This window comes from Streptomyces sp. NPDC057249 (genome assembly GCF_042669245.1).
In the GTDB taxonomy this organism is placed as follows: domain Bacteria; phylum Actinomycetota; class Actinomycetes; order Streptomycetales; family Streptomycetaceae; genus Streptomyces.
This window is the reverse complement of record NZ_JBHUXS010000001.1, coordinates 470,355-492,458: the sequence shown is the minus strand read 5'-3', so window position 1 is coordinate 492,458 and position 22,104 is coordinate 470,355. Positions and strand designations below refer to the sequence as shown.

At 72.6% G+C, this 22,104-nt stretch carries 22 protein-coding genes and 1 tRNA gene; 14 read left to right on the top strand and 9 right to left on the bottom strand.

The features are described 5' to 3' along the window. Window positions 1-108 precede the first annotated feature (108 nt). Both ACFUJY_RS02370 and ACFUJY_RS02365 read right to left on the bottom strand, forming a co-directional pair. Window positions 109-621, bottom strand: coding sequence for an FHA domain-containing protein (locus tag ACFUJY_RS02370; RefSeq protein ID WP_383293245.1), 513 nt, complete (start codon window positions 619-621; stop codon window positions 109-111). A gap of 10 nt (window positions 622-631) precedes the next feature. Further along, window positions 632-1,504 (bottom strand): FhaA domain-containing protein, encoded by an 873-nt coding sequence (locus ACFUJY_RS02365; RefSeq protein WP_383293242.1) that lies wholly within the window; start codon window positions 1,502-1,504, stop codon window positions 632-634. A 360-nt stretch (window positions 1,505-1,864) separates the two neighbouring features. On the opposite strand from ACFUJY_RS02365, the gene ACFUJY_RS02360 reads away from it, so the two are divergent. The 4 genes from ACFUJY_RS02360 (at window position 1,865) to ACFUJY_RS02345 (ending at window position 5,128) form a co-directional block, all read left to right on the top strand. Beyond that, a tRNA-Leu gene (locus ACFUJY_RS02360) sits at window positions 1,865-1,947 on the top strand. A 250-nt stretch (window positions 1,948-2,197) separates the two neighbouring features. Then, window positions 2,198-3,697: a DUF2252 domain-containing protein gene (locus ACFUJY_RS02355; RefSeq protein ID WP_383293239.1), complete on the top strand. Its 1,500-nt coding sequence runs from the start codon at window positions 2,198-2,200 to the stop codon at window positions 3,695-3,697. A gap of 100 nt (window positions 3,698-3,797) precedes the next feature. Next, the gene (locus ACFUJY_RS02350) at window positions 3,798-4,715 is read left to right on the top strand and encodes a hypothetical protein (protein ID WP_383293236.1); all 918 of its coding nucleotides are present in this window, start codon (window positions 3,798-3,800) and stop codon (window positions 4,713-4,715) included. A gap of 68 nt (window positions 4,716-4,783) precedes the next feature. Beyond that, complete coding sequence (locus ACFUJY_RS02345; protein WP_383293233.1) at window positions 4,784-5,128, top strand: rhodanese-like domain-containing protein; 345 nt, start codon at window positions 4,784-4,786, stop codon at window positions 5,126-5,128. Between the two features lie 33 nt (window positions 5,129-5,161). On the opposite strand, the gene ACFUJY_RS02340 is transcribed toward ACFUJY_RS02345, so the two are convergent. Genes ACFUJY_RS02340 through paaA form a run of 5 tightly spaced genes read right to left on the bottom strand, consistent with a single transcriptional unit; the run spans window position 5,162 to window position 8,719 of the window. Further along, a complete protein-coding gene (locus tag ACFUJY_RS02340) occupies window positions 5,162-6,220 on the bottom strand; it encodes a 2Fe-2S iron-sulfur cluster-binding protein (protein ID WP_383293231.1) in 1,059 nt (352 codons plus the stop codon). Continuing rightward, a complete protein-coding gene (gene paaD, locus ACFUJY_RS02335; RefSeq protein WP_383293229.1) occupies window positions 6,221-6,721 on the bottom strand; it encodes a 1,2-phenylacetyl-CoA epoxidase subunit PaaD in 501 nt (166 codons plus the stop codon). After that, a complete protein-coding gene (gene paaC / locus ACFUJY_RS02330) occupies window positions 6,715-7,416 on the bottom strand; it encodes a 1,2-phenylacetyl-CoA epoxidase subunit PaaC (protein ID WP_383293226.1) in 702 nt (233 codons plus the stop codon). The genes paaD and paaC overlap by 7 nt, the downstream gene beginning before the upstream one ends. After that, the gene (gene paaB, locus ACFUJY_RS02325) at window positions 7,413-7,703 is read right to left on the bottom strand and encodes a 1,2-phenylacetyl-CoA epoxidase subunit PaaB (RefSeq protein ID WP_018101933.1); all 291 of its coding nucleotides are present in this window, start codon (window positions 7,701-7,703) and stop codon (window positions 7,413-7,415) included. Before paaB ends, paaC begins: the two co-directional genes overlap by 4 nt. Further along, window positions 7,700-8,719, bottom strand: a complete 1,020-nt coding sequence (gene paaA / locus ACFUJY_RS02320) for a 1,2-phenylacetyl-CoA epoxidase subunit PaaA (RefSeq protein ID WP_383293223.1) — start codon at window positions 8,717-8,719, stop codon at window positions 7,700-7,702. Before paaA ends, paaB begins: the two co-directional genes overlap by 4 nt. Before the next feature lie 103 nt (window positions 8,720-8,822). Here paaA and ACFUJY_RS02315 point away from each other — a divergent pair, with 103 nt between their 5' ends. From ACFUJY_RS02315 to ACFUJY_RS02305, 3 genes are read left to right on the top strand one after another with little or no spacing between them, the layout of a single operon-like run. After that, a complete protein-coding gene (locus ACFUJY_RS02315) occupies window positions 8,823-9,533 on the top strand; it encodes a DUF5819 family protein (protein WP_383293220.1) in 711 nt (236 codons plus the stop codon). Further along, window positions 9,530-10,780, top strand: a complete 1,251-nt coding sequence (locus ACFUJY_RS02310; RefSeq protein WP_383293218.1) for an HTTM domain-containing protein — start codon at window positions 9,530-9,532, stop codon at window positions 10,778-10,780. Before ACFUJY_RS02315 ends, ACFUJY_RS02310 begins: the two co-directional genes overlap by 4 nt. Next, a complete protein-coding gene (locus tag ACFUJY_RS02305) occupies window positions 10,777-11,472 on the top strand; it encodes a TrmH family RNA methyltransferase (protein ID WP_383293215.1) in 696 nt (231 codons plus the stop codon). The genes ACFUJY_RS02310 and ACFUJY_RS02305 overlap by 4 nt, the downstream gene beginning before the upstream one ends. Before the next feature lie 323 nt (window positions 11,473-11,795). Here ACFUJY_RS02305 and paaN read toward each other — a convergent pair whose 3' ends face one another. Continuing rightward, the gene (gene paaN, locus ACFUJY_RS02300) at window positions 11,796-13,496 is read right to left on the bottom strand and encodes a phenylacetic acid degradation protein PaaN (protein WP_383293212.1); all 1,701 of its coding nucleotides are present in this window, start codon (window positions 13,494-13,496) and stop codon (window positions 11,796-11,798) included. 123 nt (window positions 13,497-13,619) lie between these two features. On the opposite strand from paaN, the gene ACFUJY_RS02295 reads away from it, so the two are divergent. Both ACFUJY_RS02295 and ACFUJY_RS02290 read left to right on the top strand, forming a co-directional pair. Continuing rightward, complete coding sequence (locus ACFUJY_RS02295) at window positions 13,620-14,222, top strand: TetR/AcrR family transcriptional regulator (protein WP_383293209.1); 603 nt, start codon at window positions 13,620-13,622, stop codon at window positions 14,220-14,222. Window positions 14,223-14,254: 32 nt separating this feature from the next. Then, complete coding sequence (locus ACFUJY_RS02290; protein ID WP_383293207.1) at window positions 14,255-15,019, top strand: alpha/beta hydrolase family protein; 765 nt, start codon at window positions 14,255-14,257, stop codon at window positions 15,017-15,019. 15 nt (window positions 15,020-15,034) lie between these two features. Here the strand turns inward: ACFUJY_RS02290 and ACFUJY_RS02285 are convergent, their stop codons facing one another. Further along, window positions 15,035-15,541, bottom strand: a complete 507-nt coding sequence (locus ACFUJY_RS02285; RefSeq protein WP_383293883.1) for an Lrp/AsnC family transcriptional regulator — start codon at window positions 15,539-15,541, stop codon at window positions 15,035-15,037. A 216-nt stretch (window positions 15,542-15,757) separates the two neighbouring features. Between ACFUJY_RS02285 and pdhA the strand changes: the two genes are divergently transcribed. From pdhA to ACFUJY_RS02260, 5 genes are all read left to right on the top strand, one after another. Continuing rightward, a complete protein-coding gene (pdhA, locus tag ACFUJY_RS02280) occupies window positions 15,758-16,921 on the top strand; it encodes a pyruvate dehydrogenase (acetyl-transferring) E1 component subunit alpha (RefSeq protein ID WP_383293204.1) in 1,164 nt (387 codons plus the stop codon). Then, on the top strand, window positions 16,918-17,949 hold the full coding sequence (locus tag ACFUJY_RS02275) for an alpha-ketoacid dehydrogenase subunit beta (RefSeq protein WP_383293201.1): 1,032 nt from the start codon (window positions 16,918-16,920) through the stop codon (window positions 17,947-17,949). The genes pdhA and ACFUJY_RS02275 overlap by 4 nt, the downstream gene beginning before the upstream one ends. Then, complete coding sequence (locus ACFUJY_RS02270) at window positions 17,949-19,277, top strand: dihydrolipoamide acetyltransferase family protein (protein WP_383293199.1); 1,329 nt, start codon at window positions 17,949-17,951, stop codon at window positions 19,275-19,277. Before ACFUJY_RS02275 ends, ACFUJY_RS02270 begins: the two co-directional genes overlap by 1 nt. Before the next feature lie 62 nt (window positions 19,278-19,339). After that, window positions 19,340-20,188 (top strand): NTP transferase domain-containing protein, encoded by an 849-nt coding sequence (locus ACFUJY_RS02265; RefSeq protein ID WP_383293196.1) that lies wholly within the window; start codon window positions 19,340-19,342, stop codon window positions 20,186-20,188. A gap of 284 nt (window positions 20,189-20,472) precedes the next feature. Then, window positions 20,473-22,086 carry a molybdopterin-binding protein gene (locus ACFUJY_RS02260; RefSeq protein ID WP_383293194.1) on the top strand — a complete coding sequence of 538 codons (1,614 nt, stop codon included), beginning with the start codon at window positions 20,473-20,475 and terminating at the stop codon, window positions 22,084-22,086. Window positions 22,087-22,104: the final 18 nt, after the last annotated feature.

Sequence of the window (22,104 nt, the reverse complement as noted above, 5' to 3'; positions counted from 1 at the left end):
GGGGTACAGCCGGTCTCGAGCCACACTGCCCACCCTCCGGTCGGGAGCCTGGCCGGGTCCGTTGCCCGGACCCCCGCGGCTCGCTCGCTCCGCTCGCTCATTGTCGTACTACTTCCGCAGCTCGATGACGGTCTTGCCGATCCGGATCGGCGCGCCCAGCGGAACGGGCGTCGGGGTGGTGAGGCGGGTCCGGTCCAGGTACGTGCCGTTGGTGGACCCGAGATCCTCGACGATCCACTGGCCGTCACGGTCGGGGTAGATCCTGGCATGCCTGCTGGACGCGTAGTCGTCGTCCAGCACGATCGTTGAATCATGGGCACGGCCCAGCGTGATGGTCTGCCCCTGGAGCGCCACCGTGGTGCCGGTGAGCGTGCCCTCGGAGACGACCAGCTTGGTCGGCGCACCCCGGCGCTGGCGGCCGGGCTGCTGGCGCTGTGGCGGCGGTGCCGCGTTCTGGCGTCCCTGGGGCGGACGCGCGTCGGTCGCGGTGCGGCGTGAGCCGCGCTGCGTGACGCGCGTTCCGAACAGGTCGCTGCGAATGACCTGGACGGCCACGATCACGAACAGCCACAGAACAGCCAGGAAACCTAGCCGCATGACCGTCAGGGTCAGCTCTGACATTGCCCCCGCTTCACCCTTCGGCTTGCCGGTAAACGATGGTGGTGCTGCCCACGACGATCCGCGAGCCGTCGCGGAGCGTAGCGCGGGTGGTGTGCTGCCCGTCTACCACGATGCCGTTGGTAGACCCGAGATCCTGGATCGTCGAGGGCGTTCCGGTCCTGATCTCACAGTGCCGACGGGAGACGCCGGGGTCGTCGATCCGCACATCGGCGTCGGTGCTGCGGCCCATGACCAGCGTCGGGCGCGAGATCTGGTGGCGGGTGCCGTTGATCTCGATCCAGCGCCGCACCTGCGCGTTCGGCGGGGAGGTGGGCGTCGGCGGACGCCGGTCGGGACCGCCGTGGCGCCCGGCGCCCGGCGGCGGGCCGGGGGGCATGGGCGGAGGGGAGGTGGGAGGGTAGCCGTAACCGCCGCCGGGGCTCTGCGGAGCGGCGCGGCCGGGGTACCCCTGCTGGGGCGACTGGCCGCCGTAGCTCTGGCCCTGTGCCGGCGCCTGGCCCTGTGACGAGCTGGACGCCAGCGTGCGGCTGCGGACCCGGTAGAGACCGGTGTCGAGGTCCTCGGCCTTCTCCAGGTGCACCTTGATCGGGCCCATGAAGGTGTACCGCTGCTGCTTCGCGTAGTCCCGGACGAGGCCGGAGAGCTCGTCGCCCAGCTGGCCGGAGTACGGGCTCAGGCGCTCGTAGTCGGGGGCGCTGAGCTCGACGATGAAGTCGTTGGGGACGACGGTGCGCTCACGGTTCCAGATGGTGGCGTTGTTGTCGCACTCCCGCTGGAGGGCACCCGCGATCTCGACCGGCTGGACCTCGGACTTGAAGACCTTGGCGAAAGTGCCGTTGACCAGACCTTCGAGACGCTGCTCGAAACGCTTCATCACTCCCATGGGGCACCTCCTCCGGTGTCATCGTCCCTGTACTGCTTACTGATCGTATCCACGCGTCGGGAAATCGGCTGGTTCCCCTTGTCTGCCCTGTGGAGGAGTGTCCCCCCTCACACGGATCGTAGAGGTGGCCTCCTCACAGTGTCCCGCACCTTGGACGCACTCAGGAGGAGTGGGGGGCGGCCCCTGGGGGTTCCCGGTTCCTGTCGGACGTTCCGCGGACGTCCGCCGAGCGTGCGGCGAGTGCCCGGTGATCGGGCGGCGAAACAACGGATGTGAATCCACCCTGTCCAGCGTGCTAATCTTCCGGATGTCGCCAGGCGCTCGCACCGAAAAGTGAGAGAGTCTGGAAACACCACTCTTGCGCGAGTGGCGGAACGGCAGACGCGCTGGCTTCAGGTGCCAGTGTCCTTAGGGACGTGGGGGTTCAAATCCCCCCTCGCGCACAAGTAGGAAGCCCCCCAGGCATCGTCCTGGGGGGCTTCTTCCGTTGGGGGCGACCCCTTTCCTGTGTGTTTGGTTTCACGTGAAACGCCCGTTTCACGTGACGGGGCGTGGAGGGTCCGAGCGCCCGGCCGGCGGAGCCGTCCACCGGGGGCAGACGGCGGCCGGGGTACGGCGGTACGGTCGGCGGCAGTTGATGTTCGGGCAGGTGTTCGGCGGCTGCGCCGGGCGGGGCGGGGGAGGCTGCGCACCATGGAAACGACCGGGACGGGACTGCCATCGGTAGGACTCGTCGAACCCGGCGGTGGGGGTGCGGTCACCGGGGACGGGCTCGCCGCCGACGCGGATGAGCCGCGCATACCGGCCGTGCCGGGTTTCGCACGCCGTACGGGCAGGGCTTACGCGGAGGCCGAGGGGCGCCCCAAGGAGAAGGGCAAGGCGCTGCGGGCGCGGGTCCCCCGGTCCGCACACGCGACGCTGGACCTGCCGGCCGGGCGGCCGGACGCGGTGCGCGCGGTCGAGGAATCCAACCGGGGCCGGGTGGCGGAGCTGACGCCGATCCGGGTGGGCCGGATGGCCGCCACCCCCTTCGCCTTCCTGCGCGGCTCCGCCGGGCTGATGGCCCATGACCTGGTGGGCACCCCGGTCACCGGGGTCGCCGCCCAGCTCTGCGGCGACGCGCACGCGGCCAACTTCGGGCTGTACGGCGATGCGCGGGGCGGGCTCGTCATCGACCTGAACGACTTCGACGAGACCGTGCCCGGACCCTGGGAGTGGGACCTCAAGCGCCTGGCGACCTCGCTGGTGCTCGCGGGGCGGGAGGCCGGTGCCGACGAGGACACCTGCCGCAAGGCCGCGTACGACACCGTGGGGGCCTACCGGCGGACGGTGCGGCTGCTGGCCCGGATGCCCGCGCTCGACGCGTGGAACGCCATCGCGGACGAGGAGCTGGTCTCCCACACCGACGCGCGGGATCTGCTCGGCACCCTGGAGCGGGTCTCCGAGAAGGCCCGCAACAACACCAGTGCCCGTTTCGCGGCGAAGTCCACGGAGGACTGCGAGGACGGTGGCCGCCGTTTCGTGGACGCGCCGCCGGTGCTGCGCCGGGTCCCGGACGAGGAGGCCGCGGCCGTGGCGGCGGGGCTGGGGGACTATCTGGGGACCGTCTCCGAGGACCGGCTGCCGCTGCTGGCCCGGTACGCGATCCATGACGTGGCGTTCCGGGTGGTCGGCACCGGCAGCGTGGGCACCCGCTCGTACGTGGTGCTGCTGCTGGACCACCGGGGGGAGGCGCTGGTGCTCCAGGTGAAGGAGGCCAGGCCGTCGGCGCTCGGGCCTCATCTGGCCGCCGTGGGGTTCGGGGTGCCGGCAGCCGTGCACGAGGGCCGGCGCGTGGTGCTCGGGCAGAAGCGGATGCAGGTCGTCAGTGACCATCTGCTGGGCTGGACGACGGTGGAAGGCCGACCTTTCCAGGTGCGGCAGTTCAGGAACCGCAAGGGCAGCGTCGACCCCGCCGCCCTGGCCGCCGACCAGGTCGACGACTACGGCCGGATGACCGGGGCGCTGCTGGCGCGCGCCCACGCCCACAGCGCCGACCCGAGGCTGCTGGCGGGCTACTGCGGCAAGAACGACGAGTTGGACGAGGCGGTGGCGGCCTTCGCGGTGACCTACGCGGACCGCACGGAGGCCGACCACGGGGAGCTGGTGCGGGCGATCGGGGCGGGGCGGATCGCGGCCGAGCGGGGCGTGTAGCGGGGCGTGGCGTCCGGCAGGGCGCGGCGAGGCCGGTGCGGGGTGCCCGCGGCGGTGCCCGTGTGTCCTCGGTGGCGGGCCGGGGCCATACGCTGGGCAGGTGACCCACGAAGCCGCCGGGGTGCCCTCCCGGAACGACGATGACCCGCAGGACGAGGCACGGCCCGACGCCGGAGAGCCCGGGGGCGGTGAGCCCGGTCTCGGGGCGCCGGGGGACGACGAGTCCGGTGCGTCCGGGGCAGAGCAACGGCCCGAGGCGCGGCTCGCGCAGGCGGTGCGGGCGGCCGAACAGGCGCTGATCGAGTTCGAGATCGCGGTGGAGACGTTCCGGGTCGAGGTGGAGAACTTCTCCCGGCTCCACCACCAGCGGCTGGGCCCGATGTACGCGCGGCTGGACGAGCTCGACGCGCAGATCGCCGAGGCGCGGGCGGCGAAGACCGGTGACCCCGAGGACCTGCGCAGGGCGGCGGAGGCGCGGTCGGTCGTGATGCCCATGCCCGGCGTGGACGAGCTGTTCCACGACTGGATGGACTCCGAGGGCCTGTCGCCCGAGGCGTCGGCCATGCTGACCGATCAGAGGGTGCGCCCGCCCAAGCGGGTCCGGCCCACCGACGAGGCCCGCAAGCTGTACCGCGACCTGGTCCGCAAGGCCCACCCGGACCTGGCCCAGGACGAGGCGGAGCGGGTCAGGCGGGACGAGTTCATCGCACGCGTCAACGCCGCCTACGGGCGCGGGGACGAGGCCCTGCTCAACGAACTGGCCGAGGAGTGGGCGGCGGGACCGGCCGCGCCGCGGCAGGAGCTGAGCGAGGCCGACGAGCTCTACGCCCGGCTGGACTGGCTGACCCGGCGCAAGGAACTCCTGACGGAGTGGGCCCAGGAACTGGAGGAGAGCGCGATCGGCGCCATGCTGCGGATGGCCCCGGACGACCCGGACCAGCTGCTGGAGCAGATCGCCGAACAGCTGCTGGGCGAGGTTTCGCAGCGGGAGGCTGAGCTCGCGGCTCTGGTGCAGTAGCGTTTTCGGTGGCTCCGAGCGCACCGGTTCGGTGACCCCGAGCGCACTGACGAGAGAAGGCATGACCCATGAATTTCGGCCCGCTTCCTACGGTCGATGTCGCCTCCGTTCCGGCGGACGGCCTCGTACTGGACGTCCGGGAGAACGACGAGTGGGCGGCCGGACACGTCGAGGGCGCCCTGCACATCCCCATGAGCGACTTCGTGGGCCGCGTCGGTGAGCTGACCGAGGCGGTGGAGGACGGCCGGCGCGTGCACGTGATGTGCCGGGTCGGCGGCCGGTCCGCCCAGGTCACCCAGTACCTGGTGCAGCAGGGGATCGACGCCGTCAACATCGACGGCGGCATGCTCGCCTGGGACGGCGCGGGCCGCCCGATGGTCACCGACAACGGCACCCCGGCCTTCGTCGCCTGACGCGACCCGCCCCGGCCCTCCGGCGCCGGGGCGTCAGCGGTCGAAGTCGAGCTCCACCTCCTCGGTGACCGGACGGGACTGACAGGCCAGCACGTAGCCCGCGTCCGTCTCCTCCGGCTCCAAGGCGTAGTTGCGGTCCATCCGCACCTCGCCGGAGACCAGGAACGCCCGGCAGGTACCGCAGACGCCGCCCTTGCACGCGTACGGCGCGTCCGAGCGGCTGCGCAGCACCGTCTCCAGCAGCGATTCGCCCCCTTCCACCGGCCAGGTGCCGGAGCGGCCGTCGAGCGTCGCCGTCAGGGTGCCGCCGACGGGCGTCTCGACCCGGGGTCCCGTGGGAGCGGCGGGGGTGTCCTCGACGTGGAAGATCTCCTGGTGGACGCGGGAGCGGTCCACTCCCAGCCCGTGCAGCGCGACCTCGGCGGCCCGGACCAGGCCCAGCGGCCCGCACAGGAACCAGCCGTCGATCTCCGCCACCGGCAGCAGGGCCGGCAGCAGTCCGGAGAGCCGTTCGCCGTCCAGCCGGCCCGAGGGCAGACCCGCCTGCTGCTCCTCCCGGGACAGGGCGGTGACCAGCTGGAACCGGTCCGGATAGCGGTCCTTCAGGTCGGCGACCTCGTCCAGGAACATCGTCGAGGCGGCTGTCCGGTCGCTGCGGACCAGGCAGAACGTGGCGTTCGGCTCCTGGGCGAGCAGGGTGGCCACCATGGACAGCACCGGCGTGATGCCGCTTCCGCCGACGATCGCCGCGAACCGGCCGGCGCGCGGCGTCAGGACAAAGCGCCCCATCGGGGGCATCGCCTCGATCGTGTCCCCGACCAGCAGTTCCTTGAGCGCGTAGGTGGAGAACGCGCCGCCGTCCACCAGGCGGATGCCCACCCGCAGCGCCGGACCGGCCGAGGGCGCGGGGGCCGGCGCGCAGATCGAGTACGAGCGGCGGACCTCCTCGCCGTCCACGGTGTAACGGACGTTGAGATGCTGGCCGGGTTTGTGCCGGAAGGTGTCGTGCAGGCCGGGCGGGACGGCGAGGGTGACGGCCACCGAATCGTCCGTGAGCCGCTCGATCCCGCTGACCCGGAGCGGATGGAACATCTACAACTCCTTGAAGTGGTCGAACGGCTCCTGGCAGGCGACGCAGCGCCGGAGCGCCTTGCACGCCGTGGAGGAGAACCGGCTCAGCAGCTCCGTCTCGGTGGAGCCGCAGTGCGGGCAGCGCACGGACAGGGCCAGCGGCACCGGCCCGCTGGACGCGGTGTCGTGCGGCCTGGGCGGGGCTATGCCGAATTCCGCCAGCTTCCGGCGCCCTTCGGCGCTCATGTCGTCCGTCGACCAGGCGGGCGACAGGACCGTCTCCACGGCCACCTCCGCCACGCCGTGGGCGTGCAGCACGCGCTCGATGTCCGCGGACATGGCCTCGATCGCCGGGCAGCCGGTGTACGTCGGCGTGAGCCTGACCGTGACGTGGTCCGGGTCGTGCACCTCCACGCCCCGGACCACACCCAGGTCCTCCAGGGTCAGCACGGGCAGCTCCGGGTCGGGGACGGAGCCCGCGAGGCTCAGCAGCTCCTCCTCGACGGAGGTCCAGGTCACCATGACGCCCCCGGGTGGCTGCGGTGCAGGTGCTGCATCTCGGCGAGCATCCGGCCGAAGGACTCGGTGTGGATGCCCTGCCGGCCCGCGCCGGCCGTCCAGGCGCCGGACTGCGGGCCCGTCGGCACGGTCAGGGCGGCCCGGCCGAGGACGTCGGTGACGGTCTCCAGCCAACGGCTGTGCAGCGCCTGCCAGTCGACGTCGACCCCTTCGACCGGCTGGAACAGCTCACCGGTGAAGCGCCACAGCGCGTCCACCGCCCGCTGCATCCGCTCGTGGCTCTCGTCCGTTCCGTCACCGAGGCGCAGCGTCCACTGCTCGGCGTGGTCCCGGTGGTAGGCGACCTCTTTGACCGCCTTGGCCGCCATCCCCGCGAACGGGCTGTCGCCGGCCGCCAGCTGTTCGTACAGCCCTTGCTGGTGGACCGAGAAGTAGAGCTGCCGGGCGATGGTGTGGGCGAAGTCGCCGTTCGGCTGCTCGACCAGCTGGACGTTGCGGAAGGCGCGCTCCTCGCGGAGGTAGGCCAGTTCGTCCTCGTCGCCCACGAGGGAGAGCAGCAGCCGGGCCTGGCCCAGCAGGTCGAGGGCGATGTTGGCGAGGGCGACCTCCTCCTCCAGCACCGGGGCGTGGCCCGCCCACTCCCCCAGCCGGTGCGACAGCACCAGCGCGTCGTCGCCCAGGGCGAGGGCCGCGGTCACAGGTGCTTCACCCCGTCCGGGATCTCGTAGAACGTGGGGTGCCGGTAGGGCTTGTCACCGGCCGGTTCGAAGAACGAGTCCTTCTCGTCCGGCGAGGACGCCGTGATCTGGGCGGAGGGCACGACCCACAGGGAGACCCCCTCGGACCGCCGGGTGTAGAGGTCGCGCGCGTTGCGCAGGGCCATTTCGGCGTCCGGTGCGTGGAGGCTGCCGGCGTGGGTGTGGGAGAGCCCGCGCCGCGAGCGGACGAACACCTCCCACAGCGGCCAGTCCGTCGAGCTGCTCATGCTGTCGCCTTTCCGTTCCGTACGGCCGGGTCCGCGCCGGGCGTGTGCTTGCGGGCGTAGGCGGCGGCGGCTTCGCGGACCCAGGCGCCTTCCTCGTGCGCGCGGCGGCGCTGGGTGAGTCGCTGCTCGTTGCAGGGGCCGTTGCCCTTCAGGACCTCCTGGAACTCGGTCCAGTCGATGGCGCCGAAGTCGTGCCTGCCGCGCTCCTCGTTCCACCGGAGGTCCGGGTCGGGGAGGGTCAGGCCGAGCGCCTCGGCCTGGGGGACGCAGATGTCCACGAACCGCTGCCGCAGTTCGTCGTTGGAGTGCCGCTTGATCTTCCAGGCCATCGACTGCGCCGAGTGCGCCGATGCGTCGTCCGGCGGGCCGAACATCATCAGGGAGGGCCACCACCAGCGGTTCACCGCGTCCTGGGCCATCTCGTGCTGTGCGGCGGTGCCGTTGCTCAGCGCGAGGAGCAGTTCGTACCCCTGGCGCTGGTGGAACGACTCCTCCTTGCAGATGCGGACCATCGCGCGGGCGTAGGGGCCGTAGGAGCAGCGGCAGAGGGGCACCTGGTTGGTGATCGCGGCGCCGTCCACGAGCCAGCCGATGGCGCCCACGTCCGCCCAGGTCAGCGTCGGGTAGTTGAAGATCGACGAATAGCGCTGCCGACCCGCGTGGAGCTTGTCGAGCAGCTCCTCGCGGCCGGTGCCCAGGGTCTCGGCCGCGCTGTACAGATACAGGCCGTGGCCCGCCTCGTCCTGCACCTTGGCCATGAGGATCGCCTTGCGGCGCAGCGAGGGGGCCCGGGTGATCCAGTTGGCCTCCGGCTGCATGCCGATGATCTCGGAGTGGGCGTGCTGGGCCATCTGCCTGACCAGCGAGGCGCGGTACGCGTCAGGCATCCAGTCGCGCGGCTCGATGCGCTCGTCGGCTGCCACCGCCGCGTCGAAAGCGGCCTGGAGGGCCGCGTCGGGCCCTTCTCCGCCGCCTGCTGCCGTCTGCGCTGTCTGGCTCGCAGTCCCTGCCGCCATCCCGGACTCCCTACCGACCGATCGTTCGGTTCAATGTCTTCAATGGTGAGTCCGGGGCCCGTAGGGTGTCAACCCTGTGGATAACCGACGCGATCGGGGCGGGATGGATTCGGACGACGACAGGGACGCCCGCAGCGGGGGCGGACCCGTTCCCGCCGTCGAGGCGCCCGCGGCGCCGGGCGGAATGGCCGGGCTCTCGTTTCCGTACCAGATCGTCGCCGCGGTGGCGCTCGCCGCCTTCGGGGTGCTCGCCTGCATGCAGCTGGCCATGGTCTTCCTGCACGTCGCCCCCTCGAACACGCTGACCAAGCAGCACGGCGCGGCGGTGGACGAGTGGGTGTACCCCGAGTTCGAACAGAACTGGAAGCTCTTCGCACCCAACCCGCTGCAACAGAACGTGGCCGTTCAGGTGCGCACCGAGACGGCCGGCCCCAGCGGCCCCCGCACGACGGCGTGGCGGGATCTCTCCGCCGAGGACGGCCGGGCGATACGCGGCAACCTCTTGCCCAGCCACGTCCAGCAGAACGAACTCCGCCGCGCCTGGGACTTCTACGTCGGATCGCACGACGACAAGAACCGGGCCAACGGCCTGCGCGGCACCCTGTCCGAGAAGTACGTCCGCCGCCTGGTGATGCTGCGCCTCGGCGGCCGGGACGACGGCGAGACCATCCTGAGGATCCAGGTCAGGTCCGAGGTACGGGCCGTGGCGGCACCCGAGTGGAGCGACGAGAAGATCAGCACCGGCCCGTCCCACCGGGTCCTGCCCTGGTGGACGGTCACCGCCGACGACCTGCCCGAGGAGGCGGGACAGTGAGCACGCCCCACCCGGCCCGCGGCCTCGCCGGTGCCGTCCAGCGCGTCACGGCGTCGGCCCTCGGCCCTTACCAGAGCGCCGTCATCCGGATCGGTTTCTCGGCCACCTTCCTGCTGTTCCTGCTCCGTGAGCTGCCCCACCGGCACGAGATGTACGGTCCCGACGCGCCCTGGCGCTGGGACCTGGCGCGACAGCTGATATCCGGGAACCAGGCGTTCACGGCCCTCATGTGGTCGGACAGCGCCCTCTGGTTCGAGATCGTCTACGCGCTGGCGCTGCTCTCGTCCCTCCTGCTGATGCTCGGCTGGCACACCCGGGCCGTCTCCGTGGTCTTCATGGCCGGAGTGCTCTCGCTGCAGAACCGCAGCATCTTCATGGGTGACGGCGGCGACAACGTCATCCACCTGATGGCCATCTACCTGGTGCTGACCCGCTGCGGACAGGTCTGGTCGCTGGACGCCCGGCGGGCGAGGCGCCGCGAATCCGCGAGGGACGCCGGCCAGGAGGCCGGTGGGCGGTGGGAGCCCGGGGAGCCGGCCGGGATCGCGCTGTGGGTGGTGCTCGGGGTCGTCCTGGCAGGGGCTTCCGGGGCGGGCGGTCTGGGCGGCACCGTATGGCTGCCGCTGCTCCTGTGGTGCCTGTGGGTCGGCCAGGGCGCGTGGTGGGCCGTGAACCGGTACACGCCGCGCAACGAGCTCCGTACCCTGCTCGATGTCGTCGCCAACCTCGCCCACAACGCCACCCTCGTCGTCATCATGGCCGAGGTCTGCCTGATCTACGCGACGGCCGGCTGGTACAAGATCCAGGGTTCGCGCTGGCAGGACGGGACCGCGTTGTACTACCCGCTCAAGCTGGAGTACTTCACGCCGTGGCCCGCGCTGTCGGACTTCCTGGCCTCCAGCGGCGTCATGGTGATGGTGCTGTCGTACGCCACGGTCATCGTGCAGGTGGCCTTCCCGTTCACCCTCTTCAACCGGCGTGTGAAGAACTTCCTGCTCGGCGCGATGCTCTGTGAGCACGCGGGGATCGCGCTCCTGCTGGGACTGCCGTTCTTCTCGATGGCCATGATCGCCGCGGACGCCGTCTTCCTGCCGACCGCCTTCCTGGTGTGGCTCGGCGGGCGGGCGGGCGCCGGGCGTGAGCGGTTGTTCCGGCGGCGGGGACGGGTGCCCGCGCCGCGTGGCGCCGCCGACGGCCGGGAGGCTCCGGAACCCGACGGCGACGGGAGCCATACCCTCGTCGGGTGAGCAGTGAGACCGGCAGCACCGGTGAGACCAGTGGCAACGGCGCGCCCGTGAGCGACGAGCCCGCGCAGTACGACGAGGGGTTCGGGACGGAGATCGGTGTCGGGCCGCATCCGCTGCCCTGGCCCGAGGGCGAGCGGTACGACCCCGAGCTGCTGGCCGGCGGCGACCGGCGCAACGTGGGCGACCAGTACCGGTACTGGACCCGGGAGGCGATCGTCGCCGACCTCGATCTGCGCCGCCACGACTTCCACGTTGCCGTGGAGAACTGGGGCCACGACTTCAACATCGGGTCCGTCGTGCGGACCGCGAACGCGTTCCTGGCCAAGGAGGTGCACATCGTCGGGCGGCGGCGCTGGAACCGGCGCGGGGCGATGGTCACCGACCGCTACCAGCATGTCCGGCACCACCCGGACACCGCGAGTCTGACCGCCTGGGCGGCGGCCGAGGGCCTGCCGATCGTCGGGATCGACAACCTGCCGGGGGCGGTGCCGCTGGAGCGGACGGTCCTGCCTCGGCGGTGTGTCCTTCTGTTCGGGCAGGAGGGGCCCGGGCTGACGGAGGAGGCTCGGCGGTGCGCGGAGATGGTGTGCTCCGTCGCGCAGTTCGGGTCCACGCGGTCGATCAACGCGGGGGCGGCTGCGGCGATTGCCATGCACGCGTGGGTGGCGCGGTATGCGGTGATTCCTGGGTGAGGTGGGGGCGGGGCGGGGCGAGTTGAGGCGCCTGCGGCGGGCCTTGTCCCCTCCCCGCCCCTTCCCGAAACCGGGGCTCCGCCCCCGACCCCGCGCCTCAAACGCCGGCGAGGCTGGGATGCACGCGAGCCGAGGGCTCCGATCCGTGCCCGCGAGGGTGGGATGGACGCGAGCCGAGGGCTCGGATTCGCGCCCGCGAGGCTGGGATGCACGCAAGCGAAGGCTCGGATCCGCGCCGGCGAGAGGGGGATGCACGCCGGCGAGACGAGTGCGCGCCGGCGAGACAGGGATGCGCGCCGGCGAGGTCGGGTTTTCCGGCGGTTTCAGTTCTGGCGGCGTACCTCGATGGTGCGGAAGCGGTTGGAGACGAAGGCGCCGTCGCAGAGGGCCGCGTTGGCCGCCGGGTTGCCGCCTGAGCCGTGGTAGTCGGAGAACGCCGCCGTCTGGTTGACGTACACGCCGCCGGTGAGGTTCAGGGAGAGCTGGGCGGACTCGTCCAGGCAGACGTCCTCCACCGCGCGCTCCACCTCCGGGGAGGTCGTGTACGCGCCGACCGTCATCGCGCCCTTCTCGCGGATCGTGCGGCGCAGCAGCTCCAGGGCGTCCGCCGTCGAGTCGACCGCGACCGCGAAGGAGACCGGGCCGAAGCACTCCGCGAGGTAGGGGGCATCGCCGTCCGCCTTGGCGGCGTCGAGCTTGACGATCACGGGGGTGCGGACGGTGGCCTCCGGGAAGTCCGGGTTGGCCACCTCGCGCGACGGGAGGGCGACCTCGCCCAGCTGGGCCGCCGACTCCAGGCGGGCCTTCACATCCGGGTTGACCAGGGCGCCCAGCAGGCCGTTCGCCCTGGCGTCGTCGCCCAGGAGACCGGTGACGGCGGCGGCGATGTCACCGACCACGTCGTCGTACGACTTGTCGCCGGCGTCCGTGGTGATGCCGGAGCGGGGGATGAGCACGTTCTGCGGGGTGGTGCACATCTGGCCGCTGTACAGGGAGAACGAGAACGCCAGGTTGGCGAGCATGCCGCGGTAGTCGTCCGTGGAGTCCACGACGACCGTGTTGACGCCGGCCTTCTCCGTGTAGACCTGGGCCTGGCGGGCGTGGGTCTCCAGCCAGTCGCCGAACTCCGTGGAGCCCGTGTAGTCGATGATCTTGATCTCGGGGCGGACCGCCAGCGTCTTGGCGATGCCCTCGCCCGGGCGCTCGGCGGCCAGGGCGACCAGGTTGGGGTCGAAGCCGGCCTCGGCGAGGACCTCGCGCGCCAGCTGGACCGTGAGGGCCAGCGGGAGGACCGCGCGGGGGTGGGGCTTGACCAGGACCGGGTTGCCCGTGGCGAGCGAGGCGAAGAGGCCCGGGTAACCGTTCCACGTGGGGAAGGTGTTGCAGCCGATGAGCAGCGAGATCCCGCGGCCCGCCGGGATGAACGTCTTGTGCAGCGCGAGCGGATCGCGCTTGCCCTGCGGCTTCGACCAGTCGGCCGTCCGGGGCGCGCGGAGCTGTTCCTCGTAGGCGTAGGCGACGGCTTCGAGGCCGCGGTCCTGGGCGTGCGGGCCGCCGGCCTGGAACGCCATCATGAACGCCTGGCCGCTGGTGTGCATCACGGCGTGGGCGAGCTCATGGGTGCGGGCGCTGATGCGCGCAAGGATCTCCAGACAGACCAGGGCCCGGGTCTCGGGACCCGCCTCGCGCCAGGCCGGCATGCCCGCGCGCATCGCCGGAAGCAGCACGTCCAGATCCGCGTGCGGGTACTCGACGCCGAGCTCGGGGCCGTACGGAGAGACCTCCCCGCCCGTCCAGCCGTCGGTGCCCGGCTGTTCCAGGTCGAGCCGGCCGCCCAGGAGGGCGTCGAAGGCGGCCTTGCCCTCGGCGGCGCCGAGACTTCCCGGAGCGCCGCCCTCGCCGTACGCCTTCGGGTGCTCGGGGTGCGGGGACCAGTAGTCACGCGTGCGGATCGCTTCGAGGGCCCGGTCCAGCGTGGGGCGGTGCTTCTCGGACAGCAGGTGCGGGGAGAGCTCGGCGGCCATGACGGACCAACTCCTCATCGAGCTGGGCAGGGACGGGCGGACAGAGTTAGAGTAACCGAACGATCGGTCGGTACAAGGGGGCCCACGAAACCTGTGGACAACTCGTAGGGGAGGATCGCGGACATGACCACGGCCAAGCGGGACACGTACACACCGGAGACTCTGCTGACCGTCGCCGTCCGTGTGTTCAACGAGCGCGGCTACGACGGCACGTCCATGGAGCACCTGTCCAAGGCCGCCGGAATCTCCAAGTCGTCCATCTACCACCACGTCGCGGGCAAGGAGGAGCTGCTGCGCCGGGCGGTCAGCCGGGCTCTCGACGGACTGTTCGGCATCCTCGACGAGTCGGGGGCGACGCGGGGCCGCGCCATCGAGCGGGTCGAGTACGTCACTCGCCGTACCGTCGCGGTGCTGACGGCCGAACTCCCCTACGTCACGCTGCTGCTGCGGGTGCGGGGCAACACGAAGACCGAGCGCTGGGCCCTGGAGCGGCGGCGCGAGTTCGACCAGCGGGTCGCCGAACTGCTGAAGGCGGCCGTCGCGGACGGCGATCTCCGCTCTGACGTGGACATACGGCTCGCGACACGGCTGCTGTTCGGGATGGTGAACTCGCTCGTGGAGTGGTATCGCCCGCTCCCCGACGGCGGCGCGGATGGGGACCGTCTCGCCGACACGGTGGTGCGGCTGGCCTTCGACGGCATGAAGGCCGGTCCCGAACGCCGTTGACTACGGCAGGGGCCCGGACGACGATCGCGCCCATGACCGCTGTGCTCCGGGTGCCCGGACTCCTCTGTGCCGCCGCCGCACTGTTGCTCACGGCCTCGCTGGCGGGCTGTTCGTCGGACGGCGGGGGCGACAAGGGCGACGGCGACGGCGGGGGCGTATCGGCCGCGAAGCCGGACGACTTCGGCTGTCTGACGCCGGAGGAGGCCGAGCGGGCGTCGATCACCTTCACCAGCGAGGACGGCTCCGAAACCGGCGCGTACGCGCCGCGCGGCGGCTCGGGCGCCGGGATCGTGCTCGCGCATCAGTCCGACGGCACGGCCTGCCAGTGGAAGGACAAGGCCGACGAGCTGAGCAAGGCCGGTTATCGCGTGCTCGCGGTCAACTCGACCGGGCCGGAGGTCGCGGAGATCATCGGCGCCGCCGGCTACCTGCGGGACAAGGGTGCCGAGAAGCTCCTGCTCATGGGTGCCTCCAAGGGCGGTACCGCGGTGCTCGCCGCGGCGCCCCGGCTGAACCCGCAGCCCGACGCCGTCGTCGCACTCTCCGCCCCGGAGCAGTACTCCAACATGAACGCCGTGGCAGCCGTGCCCCAGCTGACCTCGCCCGTGCTGTACATGGTCGGAGAACTGGACGGCGACTTCGGCGCCGAGGTGAAGGAGATGAACGAGAAGAGCGTGAAGTCGTCCGAGCACAAGCTGGTCTACGTGCGGGACGAGAGCGCCCACGGGGTGGCGCTGCTCTATGACGACACGCGCTGGGCCACTGTGCGCGGCTTCCTCGCGAAGTACGGGTCCTGACTTGCCCGTATCCGCTCAGGCGAGCTCCGTGGGGCGGTCCGGGCCGGGGGCCAGGTCCGTTTCCTCGAACACCAGCAGCGTGCGCGTGGACAGCACTTCCGGAATGGACTGGATGCGGGTCAGCACCAGCTCGCGCAGCGTGCGGTTGTCCGGTGTGTGCACCAGGAGCAGAACGTCGAAATCGCCGCTGACCAGCGCGATGTGGGTGGCTCCCGGCAGCGCCTGGAGCTGTTCGCGGACGGTCCGCCAGGAATTCTGGACGATCTTGAGCGTGATGTAAGCGGAGGCGCCCTGCCCCGCCCGCTCGTGGTTCACGCGTGCGCCGAAGCCCCGGATCACCCCGTCCTCGATGAGCCGGTTGATCCGGGCGTACGCGTTCGCGCGCGACACGTGGACCCGGTCGGCCACCGACCGTATCGAGGCGCGTCCGTCCGTCTGGAGCAGTCGCAGGATGGCGTGGTCGATGGAATCGAGCGGGCGTGCCGGTGGAATCTGGCCCGGCCCTTCGGCCCCGTCGGCCATTTGTTCAGCTGGCATGTTCCCGCGCCTCCCCGTCCTGGACGACCTGCCCCTATCCCAGGCTGTGGATAACCGTTTGTCCACAGGCTGGCGGTGCCTGTAGCCAAAATGCGCTCGCGACCGAACAATCGGTAGGTGAGGCACGCCACACCTGTGCCTCACACCGTTTTCGATATATCACCATATGTCGACACCCCTCGATGCTCGGAGGTGCCTGTCATGACGGTCCAAGAGCTGCCCGGTGCGGCCGCCTACCGGCCCACGCCGCCCCCGGCCTGGAAGCCGCTGACCGATCCCGCGCCGCTGCTCCCGGACCCGGAGCCGTACCGGATCCTCGGTACGGACGCGGTGGCCGACGCCGATCCCGAGCTGCTGCTGCGGCTCTACGCGGAGCTGGTGCGCGGGCGGCGGTACAACGCCCAGGCGACGGCCCTGACGAAGCAGGGGCGGCTGGCGGTCTACCCGTCGAGCACCGGGCAGGAGGCGTGCGAGGTCGCCGCCGCCCTGGTCCTGGAGGAGCGGGACTGGCTCTTCCCCAGTTACCGCGACACGCTCGCGGCGGTGGCCCGGGGCCTCGACCCGGTCGAGGCGCTGACGCTGCTGCGGGGCGACCGGCACACCGGCTACGACCCGCGCGCGCACCGCATCGCCCCTCTGTGCACCCCGCTCGCCACCCAGTTGCCGCACGCGGTGGGGCTGGCCCACGCGGCGCGTCTGCAGGGCGACGACGTGGTCGCGCTGGCGATGGTCGGCGACGGCGGCACCAGTGAGGGCGACTTCCACGAGGCGCTGAACTTCGCGGCGGTCTGGAAGGCCCCGGTGGTCTTCCTCGTGCAGAACAACGGCTTCGCCATCTCCGTACCCCTGGCCAAGCAGACGGCGGCGCCGTCCCTGGCCCACAAGGCCGTGGGGTACGGGATGCCCGGCCGGCTGGTCGACGGCAACGACGCGGCGGCGGTGCACCAGGTGCTCTCCGAGGCGGTCGCCCGGGCCAGGAGCGGCGGCGGCCCGACGCTCGTCGAGGCGGTCACGTACCGCATGGACGCCCATACGAATGCCGACGACGCCACCCGCTACCGCGTCGACAGCGAGGTCGAGGCATGGCGGGACCACGACCCCGTCCAGCTCATGGAGCGCGAGCTGACCGGGCGCGGCCTGCTCGACGACGAGGGGGTGGAAGAGGCACGGACGGCCGCCGAGCGGATGGCCGCGGCGCTGCGGGAGCGGATGAACGCGGACCCGGTGCTCGATCCGATGGACCTCTTCACCCATGTGTACGCGGAGCAGACGGCGCAGTTGCGGGAGCAGGCGGCCCGGCTGCGGCAGGAGCTGGCCGCGGAGAACGACCAGCACGGCACGGAAGACGGGGGAGCGGCGCGATGACCACGGCAGCGGTGACGGCCGGGGAGCGGACGGCGAAGGCCAAGCCCGCCACCATGGCGCAGGCGCTGGGGCGCGCACTGCGCGACTCGATGGCCGAGGACCCCACGGTGCACGTCCTCGGGGAGGACGTCGGGACGCTCGGCGGGGTCTTCCGGATCACCGACGGCCTGGCGAAGGAGTTCGGCGACGAGCGCTGTACGGACACCCCGCTCGCCGAGGCGGGCATCCTCGGGGCGGCGGTCGGCATGGCGATGTACGGGCTGCGGCCCGTGGTCGAGATGCAGTTCGACGCGTTCGCGTACCCGGCGTTCGAGCAGCTCCTCAGCCATGTCGCCAAGATGCGGAACCGTACCGGGGGCGCGATGCCGCTCCCGATCACCGTCCGGGTGCCCTACGGCGGCGGCATCGGGGGCGTCGAGCACCACAGCGACTCCTCGGAGGCGTATTACATGGCGACCCCCGGTCTCCATGTCGTCACCCCGGCCACGGTCGAGGACGCGTACGGGCTGCTGCGGGCCTCGATCGCCTCGGACGACCCGGTGGTCTTCCTGGAGCCGAAGCGCCTGTACTGGTCGAAGGCGGACTGGTCGCCGGAGCACCCCGCGGCCGTGGAGCCCATCGGCCGGGCCGTCGTGCGCCGCCCGGGCCGCAGCGCGACCCTGATCACGTACGGGCCGTCCCTGCCCGTCTGCATGGAGGCCGCGCAGGCCGCGGTCGAGGAGGGCTGGGACCTCGAAGTGGTCGACCTCCGCTCGCTGGTGCCGTTCGACGACGAGACCGTCGCCGCCTCCGTCCGGCGGACCGGGCGCGCGGTCGTCGTCCACGAGGCCACCGGCTTCGGCGGGCCCGGCGGCGAGATCACGGCCCGGATCACCGAGCAGTGCTTCCACCACCTGGAGGCGCCGGTGCTGCGGGTCACCGGGTTCGACATCCCCTACCCGCCGCCGATGCAGGAGCGGCACCACCTTCCCGGCGTGGACCGGGTGCTCGACGCCGTCGCGCGGCTCCAGTGGGAGGCGGACAACTGATGCCGCAGGTTCTTGAGTTCAGGCTTCCGGATCTCGGTGAGGGGCTGACCGAGGCCGAGATCGTGCGCTGGCTGGTGGAGGTCGGGGACGTCGTCGCCATCGACCAGCCGGTGGTCGAGGTCGAGACGGCCAAGGCGATGGTGGAGGTGCCCTGCCCTTACGGGGGTGTGGTGACCGCCCGCTTCGGCGACGAGGGCGCCGAGCTGCCGGTGGGCGCGCCGCTGCTGACCGTGGCCGTCGGATCGCCCGTGGAATCCACCGGGGGCGGTGCGGACGCGGATTCCGGTACGGAGGATTCCGGGTCCGGGAACGTCCTGGTGGGGTACGGGACGGGGGCGCCGCCCGTGCGGCGTCGACGGGTCCGGCCGGAGGGGCTGAAGGCGGCGGCCGCCGCACCCGTGTCGTCCGTCGAGGTCACGGCCCCGGCCCCGGTCCCCGTGCCCGAGGTCGCGCCGGGGCCGGTCGCGGTCGTGTCGCCCCTGGTCCGCCGACTCGCGCGCCAGCACGATCTGGATCTGCGCCAGCTCGCCGGGTCCGGGCCCGACGGGCTGATCCTGCGGGCCGACGTCGAGTCCGCGATCCGGTCGGCCGCCGAGGCGCCCGCTCCGGAGGCCGCGCCCGCCGTGCCCGCCGGTGAGCGGGTCGCGCTGCGCGGTGTCCGGGGCGCGGTCGCCGACAAGCTCTCCCGCAGCCGGCGGGAGATCCCCGACGCCACCTGCTGGGTCGACGCCGACGCGACCGAGCTGATGGCCGCGCGCGCCGCGATGAACGGTGCCGCCGGGGCAGGGGCGCCCAAGGTGTCGGTGCTCGCGCTTCTCGCCCGCATCTGCACGGCGGCCCTGGCCCGCCACCCGGAGCTGAACTCCACGGTGGACCAGGAGGCGCGCGAGATCGTCCGCCTGCCGCAGGTCCACCTCGGCTTCGCGGCGCAGACCGACCGGGGTCTGGTCGTCCCCGTCGTACGGGACGCCCACGCCCGCACCACGGAGTCGATCGGTGCCGAGATCGCCCGGCTGACCGAGGCGGCCAGAACGGGCTCGCTGACACCGGCCGAGCTGACCGGCGGCACGTTCACGCTCAACAACTACGGGGTCTTCGGGGTCGACGGCTCGACGCCGATCATCAACCACCCCGAGGCCGCGATGCTGGGCGTCGGCCGGATCGTCCCCAAGCCGTGGGTGCACGAGGGCCGGCTCGCCGTGCGCCAGGTCGTCCAGCTCTCGCTGACCTTCGATCACCGGGTCTGCGACGGGGGTACCGCCGGAGGCTTCCTGCGGTATGTGGCGGACTGCGTGGAGCAGCCGGCGCTGCTGCTGCGGAGCGTGTAGGGGCCGGTCGCCGACGCGGGCCCGGCCGTCCGGAGGGGCGAGCGGGCCCGCATACTCGGGGCATGACCGCGTTCGACGCCATCGTTCTCGCCGGCGGGGCCGCCAAGCGGCTGGGCGGCGCCGACAAGCCCGCCGTGCGGGTGGGCGGCCGTCCGCTCCTCGACCGGGTCCTCGCGTCCTGCCCCGACGCCGGGACCACCGTGGTGGTGGGGGACCGGCGGCCCACCGCGCGGGCGGTGACCTGGGCGCGCGAAGTTCCGCCCGGCGGAGGCCCGTTGGCCGCGTTGGGCGCCGGGGTCCGGCACACCTCGGCGGACCGGGTGCTCGTGCTCTCCGCCGATCTGCCGTTCCTGGGTGCCGATACGGTCGCGGCACTGGTGGCCGCCGCGGGGCGGGAGGGCTTCGAGGGTGCCCTGTGCTCCGACGCGGACGGGCGCGACCAGCCGCTCGTCGCCGTCTACCGGGGCGAGCCGCTCCGCCGCGAACTGGCCCTGCTGGCCGCCGAGCACGGGGGACTGGGCGGGTTGCCGCTGAAGCTGCTCACGCGGGAGCTGACGCTGTGCCGGGTGGCGGTGGGTCCCCTTGCTTCGTTCGATTGCGACACCTGGGAGGACATTGTTTCGGCCCGGGCCCGGATCAGAGAACATGGAACGGTGCTGGACGAATGGATCACCGCAGTCAAGGAAGAACTCGGCATCGACCTCGACGTCGACACCGGCCTCCTGCTCGACCTCGCGCGTGACGCCGCCCATGGCGTCGCCCGGCCGGCCGCGCCGCTGACGACCTTCCTGGTCGGCTACGCGGCGGGGAAGGCGGCCGGCGAGGGCGGGGGGCCCGAGGCAGTGGCGGAGGCTGCCCGCAAGGCGGCCGCGCTCGCGCTCCGGTGGGCGGACGAGAACGGGACGACGTGACCCGGCGCGCGGGCGCCGGAGGTGACGGTCCCCCCGGAGGCCCCTGTGGCGCCGGGTGTTCGGCGGGGGGCGGGAGGTCCGGGGAGTCCGCGGATTCCGGCGACTCCGGTGGGATCGTTGCCCACGCGGACGAGGCCGGCGTCGGGGGTGACTCCCGTGCCGGGGGCGGCACGCGTGCCGGGGACGACCCACGTGCCGGGGACGACGTCCGGGCTGCGGGGGACCCCGGCCCCGGGGCCGCTCCCCGGGCCGCCGCGGAGGCGCGCGCCGCTGCCGAGGCGGAGGTGCGGGCCGACGAGGAGCGGGCTGTCGCCCAGGCCCTGGCGCTGGTGAGCCGACCGGTGCCCCGCCCGGCGGACGCGCCGTCCGGCAGTCCCGCCGGGCCGCCGGGCGACCAGCCCTCCCCCGAGCCCGGCGACTGGCTCACCAGCCTCCACAACGACTGGTCCGACACCCCGGGCGCCCCCGACGCCCCGACCGCCCCCGACACCCCGGGCGCCCACGCCGCCGCGTCGACGGACCGTCGGCCCGACGACCCGCTGGGCGGCGCCGGTGCCACGCGTCGGGCGGAGAGCCGTGGTGGTGGCGAGGCCGCCGGGCGGACCGACGGCTCTCCCGGTGGGGGGCGGACGAGCGCCCGGGCCGGGGCGGCCCGGCGCGACCACGTCTCCTGGCGTGCGGCCCGGGCCGTCGCCTCGCGGGCCGGGCGGCGCGGTGCCGTGCGCACCGAGCGGATCGGGTTCGACGCGGTGCTGGGGCGGATCTTGGGGGAGCCACTGGTCGCGCTCACCGATTTGCCGTCCTTCGACACCTCGGCCATGGACGGGTGGGCCGTTGCCGGGCCCGGTCCCTGGCACATCCGGGACGGCGGCGTCCTCGCCGGGCACGACGCCCCCGCCCCGCTGCCCGACGGGGCGGCCGTGCGCATCGCGACGGGTGCCCGTATCCCCGCCGAGGCCACCGCCGTCATCCGCAGCGAGCACGCGCAGGCCGACGAGGCCAAGGGCGTCCTGTACGCGCAGCGGGCTGTGAGTCAGGGGCAGGACATCCGGCCGCGCGGCCAGGAATGCCGCTCGGGGGAGGTCCTGCTTCCCGCCGGCACGGTCGTCACGCCCGCCGTGCTCGGACTGGCTGCGGCCGCCGGTTACGACGAGCTGCCGGTCCGGGCCCGTCCGCGCGTCGACGTCCTGGTCCTGGGCGATGAACTGCTGACCGCCGGGCTGCCGCACGACGGGCTGATCCGCGATGCGCTGGGCCCCATGATCGGCCCCTGGGTGCACGCGCTGGGCGCCGAGGTCACGCCTCCGAGGCGCCTCGGTGACGACGCGGAGGCCCTGTGGAAGGCGCTCACCGGTTCCGAGGCCGACCTGATCATCACGACCGGCGGGACCGCCGCCGGGCCCGTCGACCACGTCCACCGCGTCCTCGACCGGATCGGGGCCGAACTCCTGGTCGACGGGGTCGCGGTGCGGCCCGGCCATCCGATGCTGCTGGCCCGGCTCCCCTCCGACGGGCCTTGGCTCGTCGGGCTGCCAGGCAACCCCCTGGCCGCCGTCTCCGGACTGCTCACCCTGGCCGGGCCGCTGCTCGGCGGACTGGCCGGCCGCACCCCCGGCGACGCCTTCCGGATGGCCGTACGCGACGATGTGCACGGACATCCGCACGACACCCGGCTGGTGCCCGTGGTCCACCGGTCGGCCGGAGAACCCGGAACCGCAGGCGGGGCGGAGCACGTCGTACCACTGCACTACAACGGTCCCGCCATGCTGCGCGGGATCGCCGCCGCGGACGGGTTGGCCGTCGTGGAGCCGGGCGGGGTACGGTCCGGCACCGAGGTGGAGATCCTCGATCTACCGTGGGCCTCGGCGACGCCGTGGACTGAAGGGTGTTTCACGTGAAACTTCCCGGCCAAGACG

Bases quoted from the DNA above. Each gene is read 5' to 3' on its own strand.
- paaB (WP_018101933.1), bottom strand. From the start codon at position 7,703: ATGAGCAGCTCGACGGACTGGCCGCTGTGGGAGGTGTTCGTCCGCTCG.
- ACFUJY_RS02295 (WP_383293209.1), top strand. From the start codon at position 13,620: ATGACCACGGCCAAGCGGGACACGTACACACCGGAGACTCTGCTGACC.
- paaA (WP_383293223.1), bottom strand. From the start codon at position 8,719: ATGGCGGCAGGGACTGCGAGCCAGACAGCGCAGACGGCAGCAGGCGGC.
- ACFUJY_RS02365 (WP_383293242.1), bottom strand. From the start codon at position 1,504: ATGGGAGTGATGAAGCGTTTCGAGCAGCGTCTCGAAGGTCTGGTCAAC.
- pdhA (WP_383293204.1), top strand. From the start codon at position 15,758: ATGACGGTCCAAGAGCTGCCCGGTGCGGCCGCCTACCGGCCCACGCCG.
- ACFUJY_RS02315 (WP_383293220.1), top strand. From the start codon at position 8,823: ATGGATTCGGACGACGACAGGGACGCCCGCAGCGGGGGCGGACCCGTT.
- ACFUJY_RS02265 (WP_383293196.1), top strand. From the start codon at position 19,340: ATGACCGCGTTCGACGCCATCGTTCTCGCCGGCGGGGCCGCCAAGCGG.
- paaN (WP_383293212.1), bottom strand. From the start codon at position 13,496: ATGGCCGCCGAGCTCTCCCCGCACCTGCTGTCCGAGAAGCACCGCCCC.
- ACFUJY_RS02275 (WP_383293201.1), top strand. From the start codon at position 16,918: ATGACCACGGCAGCGGTGACGGCCGGGGAGCGGACGGCGAAGGCCAAG.
- paaD (WP_383293229.1), bottom strand. From the start codon at position 6,721: ATGGTGACCTGGACCTCCGTCGAGGAGGAGCTGCTGAGCCTCGCGGGC.
- ACFUJY_RS02290 (WP_383293207.1), top strand. From the start codon at position 14,255: ATGACCGCTGTGCTCCGGGTGCCCGGACTCCTCTGTGCCGCCGCCGCA.
- ACFUJY_RS02345 (WP_383293233.1), top strand. From the start codon at position 4,784: ATGAATTTCGGCCCGCTTCCTACGGTCGATGTCGCCTCCGTTCCGGCG.
- ACFUJY_RS02285 (WP_383293883.1), bottom strand. From the start codon at position 15,541: ATGGCCGACGGGGCCGAAGGGCCGGGCCAGATTCCACCGGCACGCCCG.
- ACFUJY_RS02355 (WP_383293239.1), top strand. From the start codon at position 2,198: ATGGAAACGACCGGGACGGGACTGCCATCGGTAGGACTCGTCGAACCC.
- ACFUJY_RS02340 (WP_383293231.1), bottom strand. From the start codon at position 6,220: ATGTTCCATCCGCTCCGGGTCAGCGGGATCGAGCGGCTCACGGACGAT.
- ACFUJY_RS02270 (WP_383293199.1), top strand. From the start codon at position 17,949: ATGCCGCAGGTTCTTGAGTTCAGGCTTCCGGATCTCGGTGAGGGGCTG.
- ACFUJY_RS02370 (WP_383293245.1), bottom strand. From the start codon at position 621: ATGTCAGAGCTGACCCTGACGGTCATGCGGCTAGGTTTCCTGGCTGTT.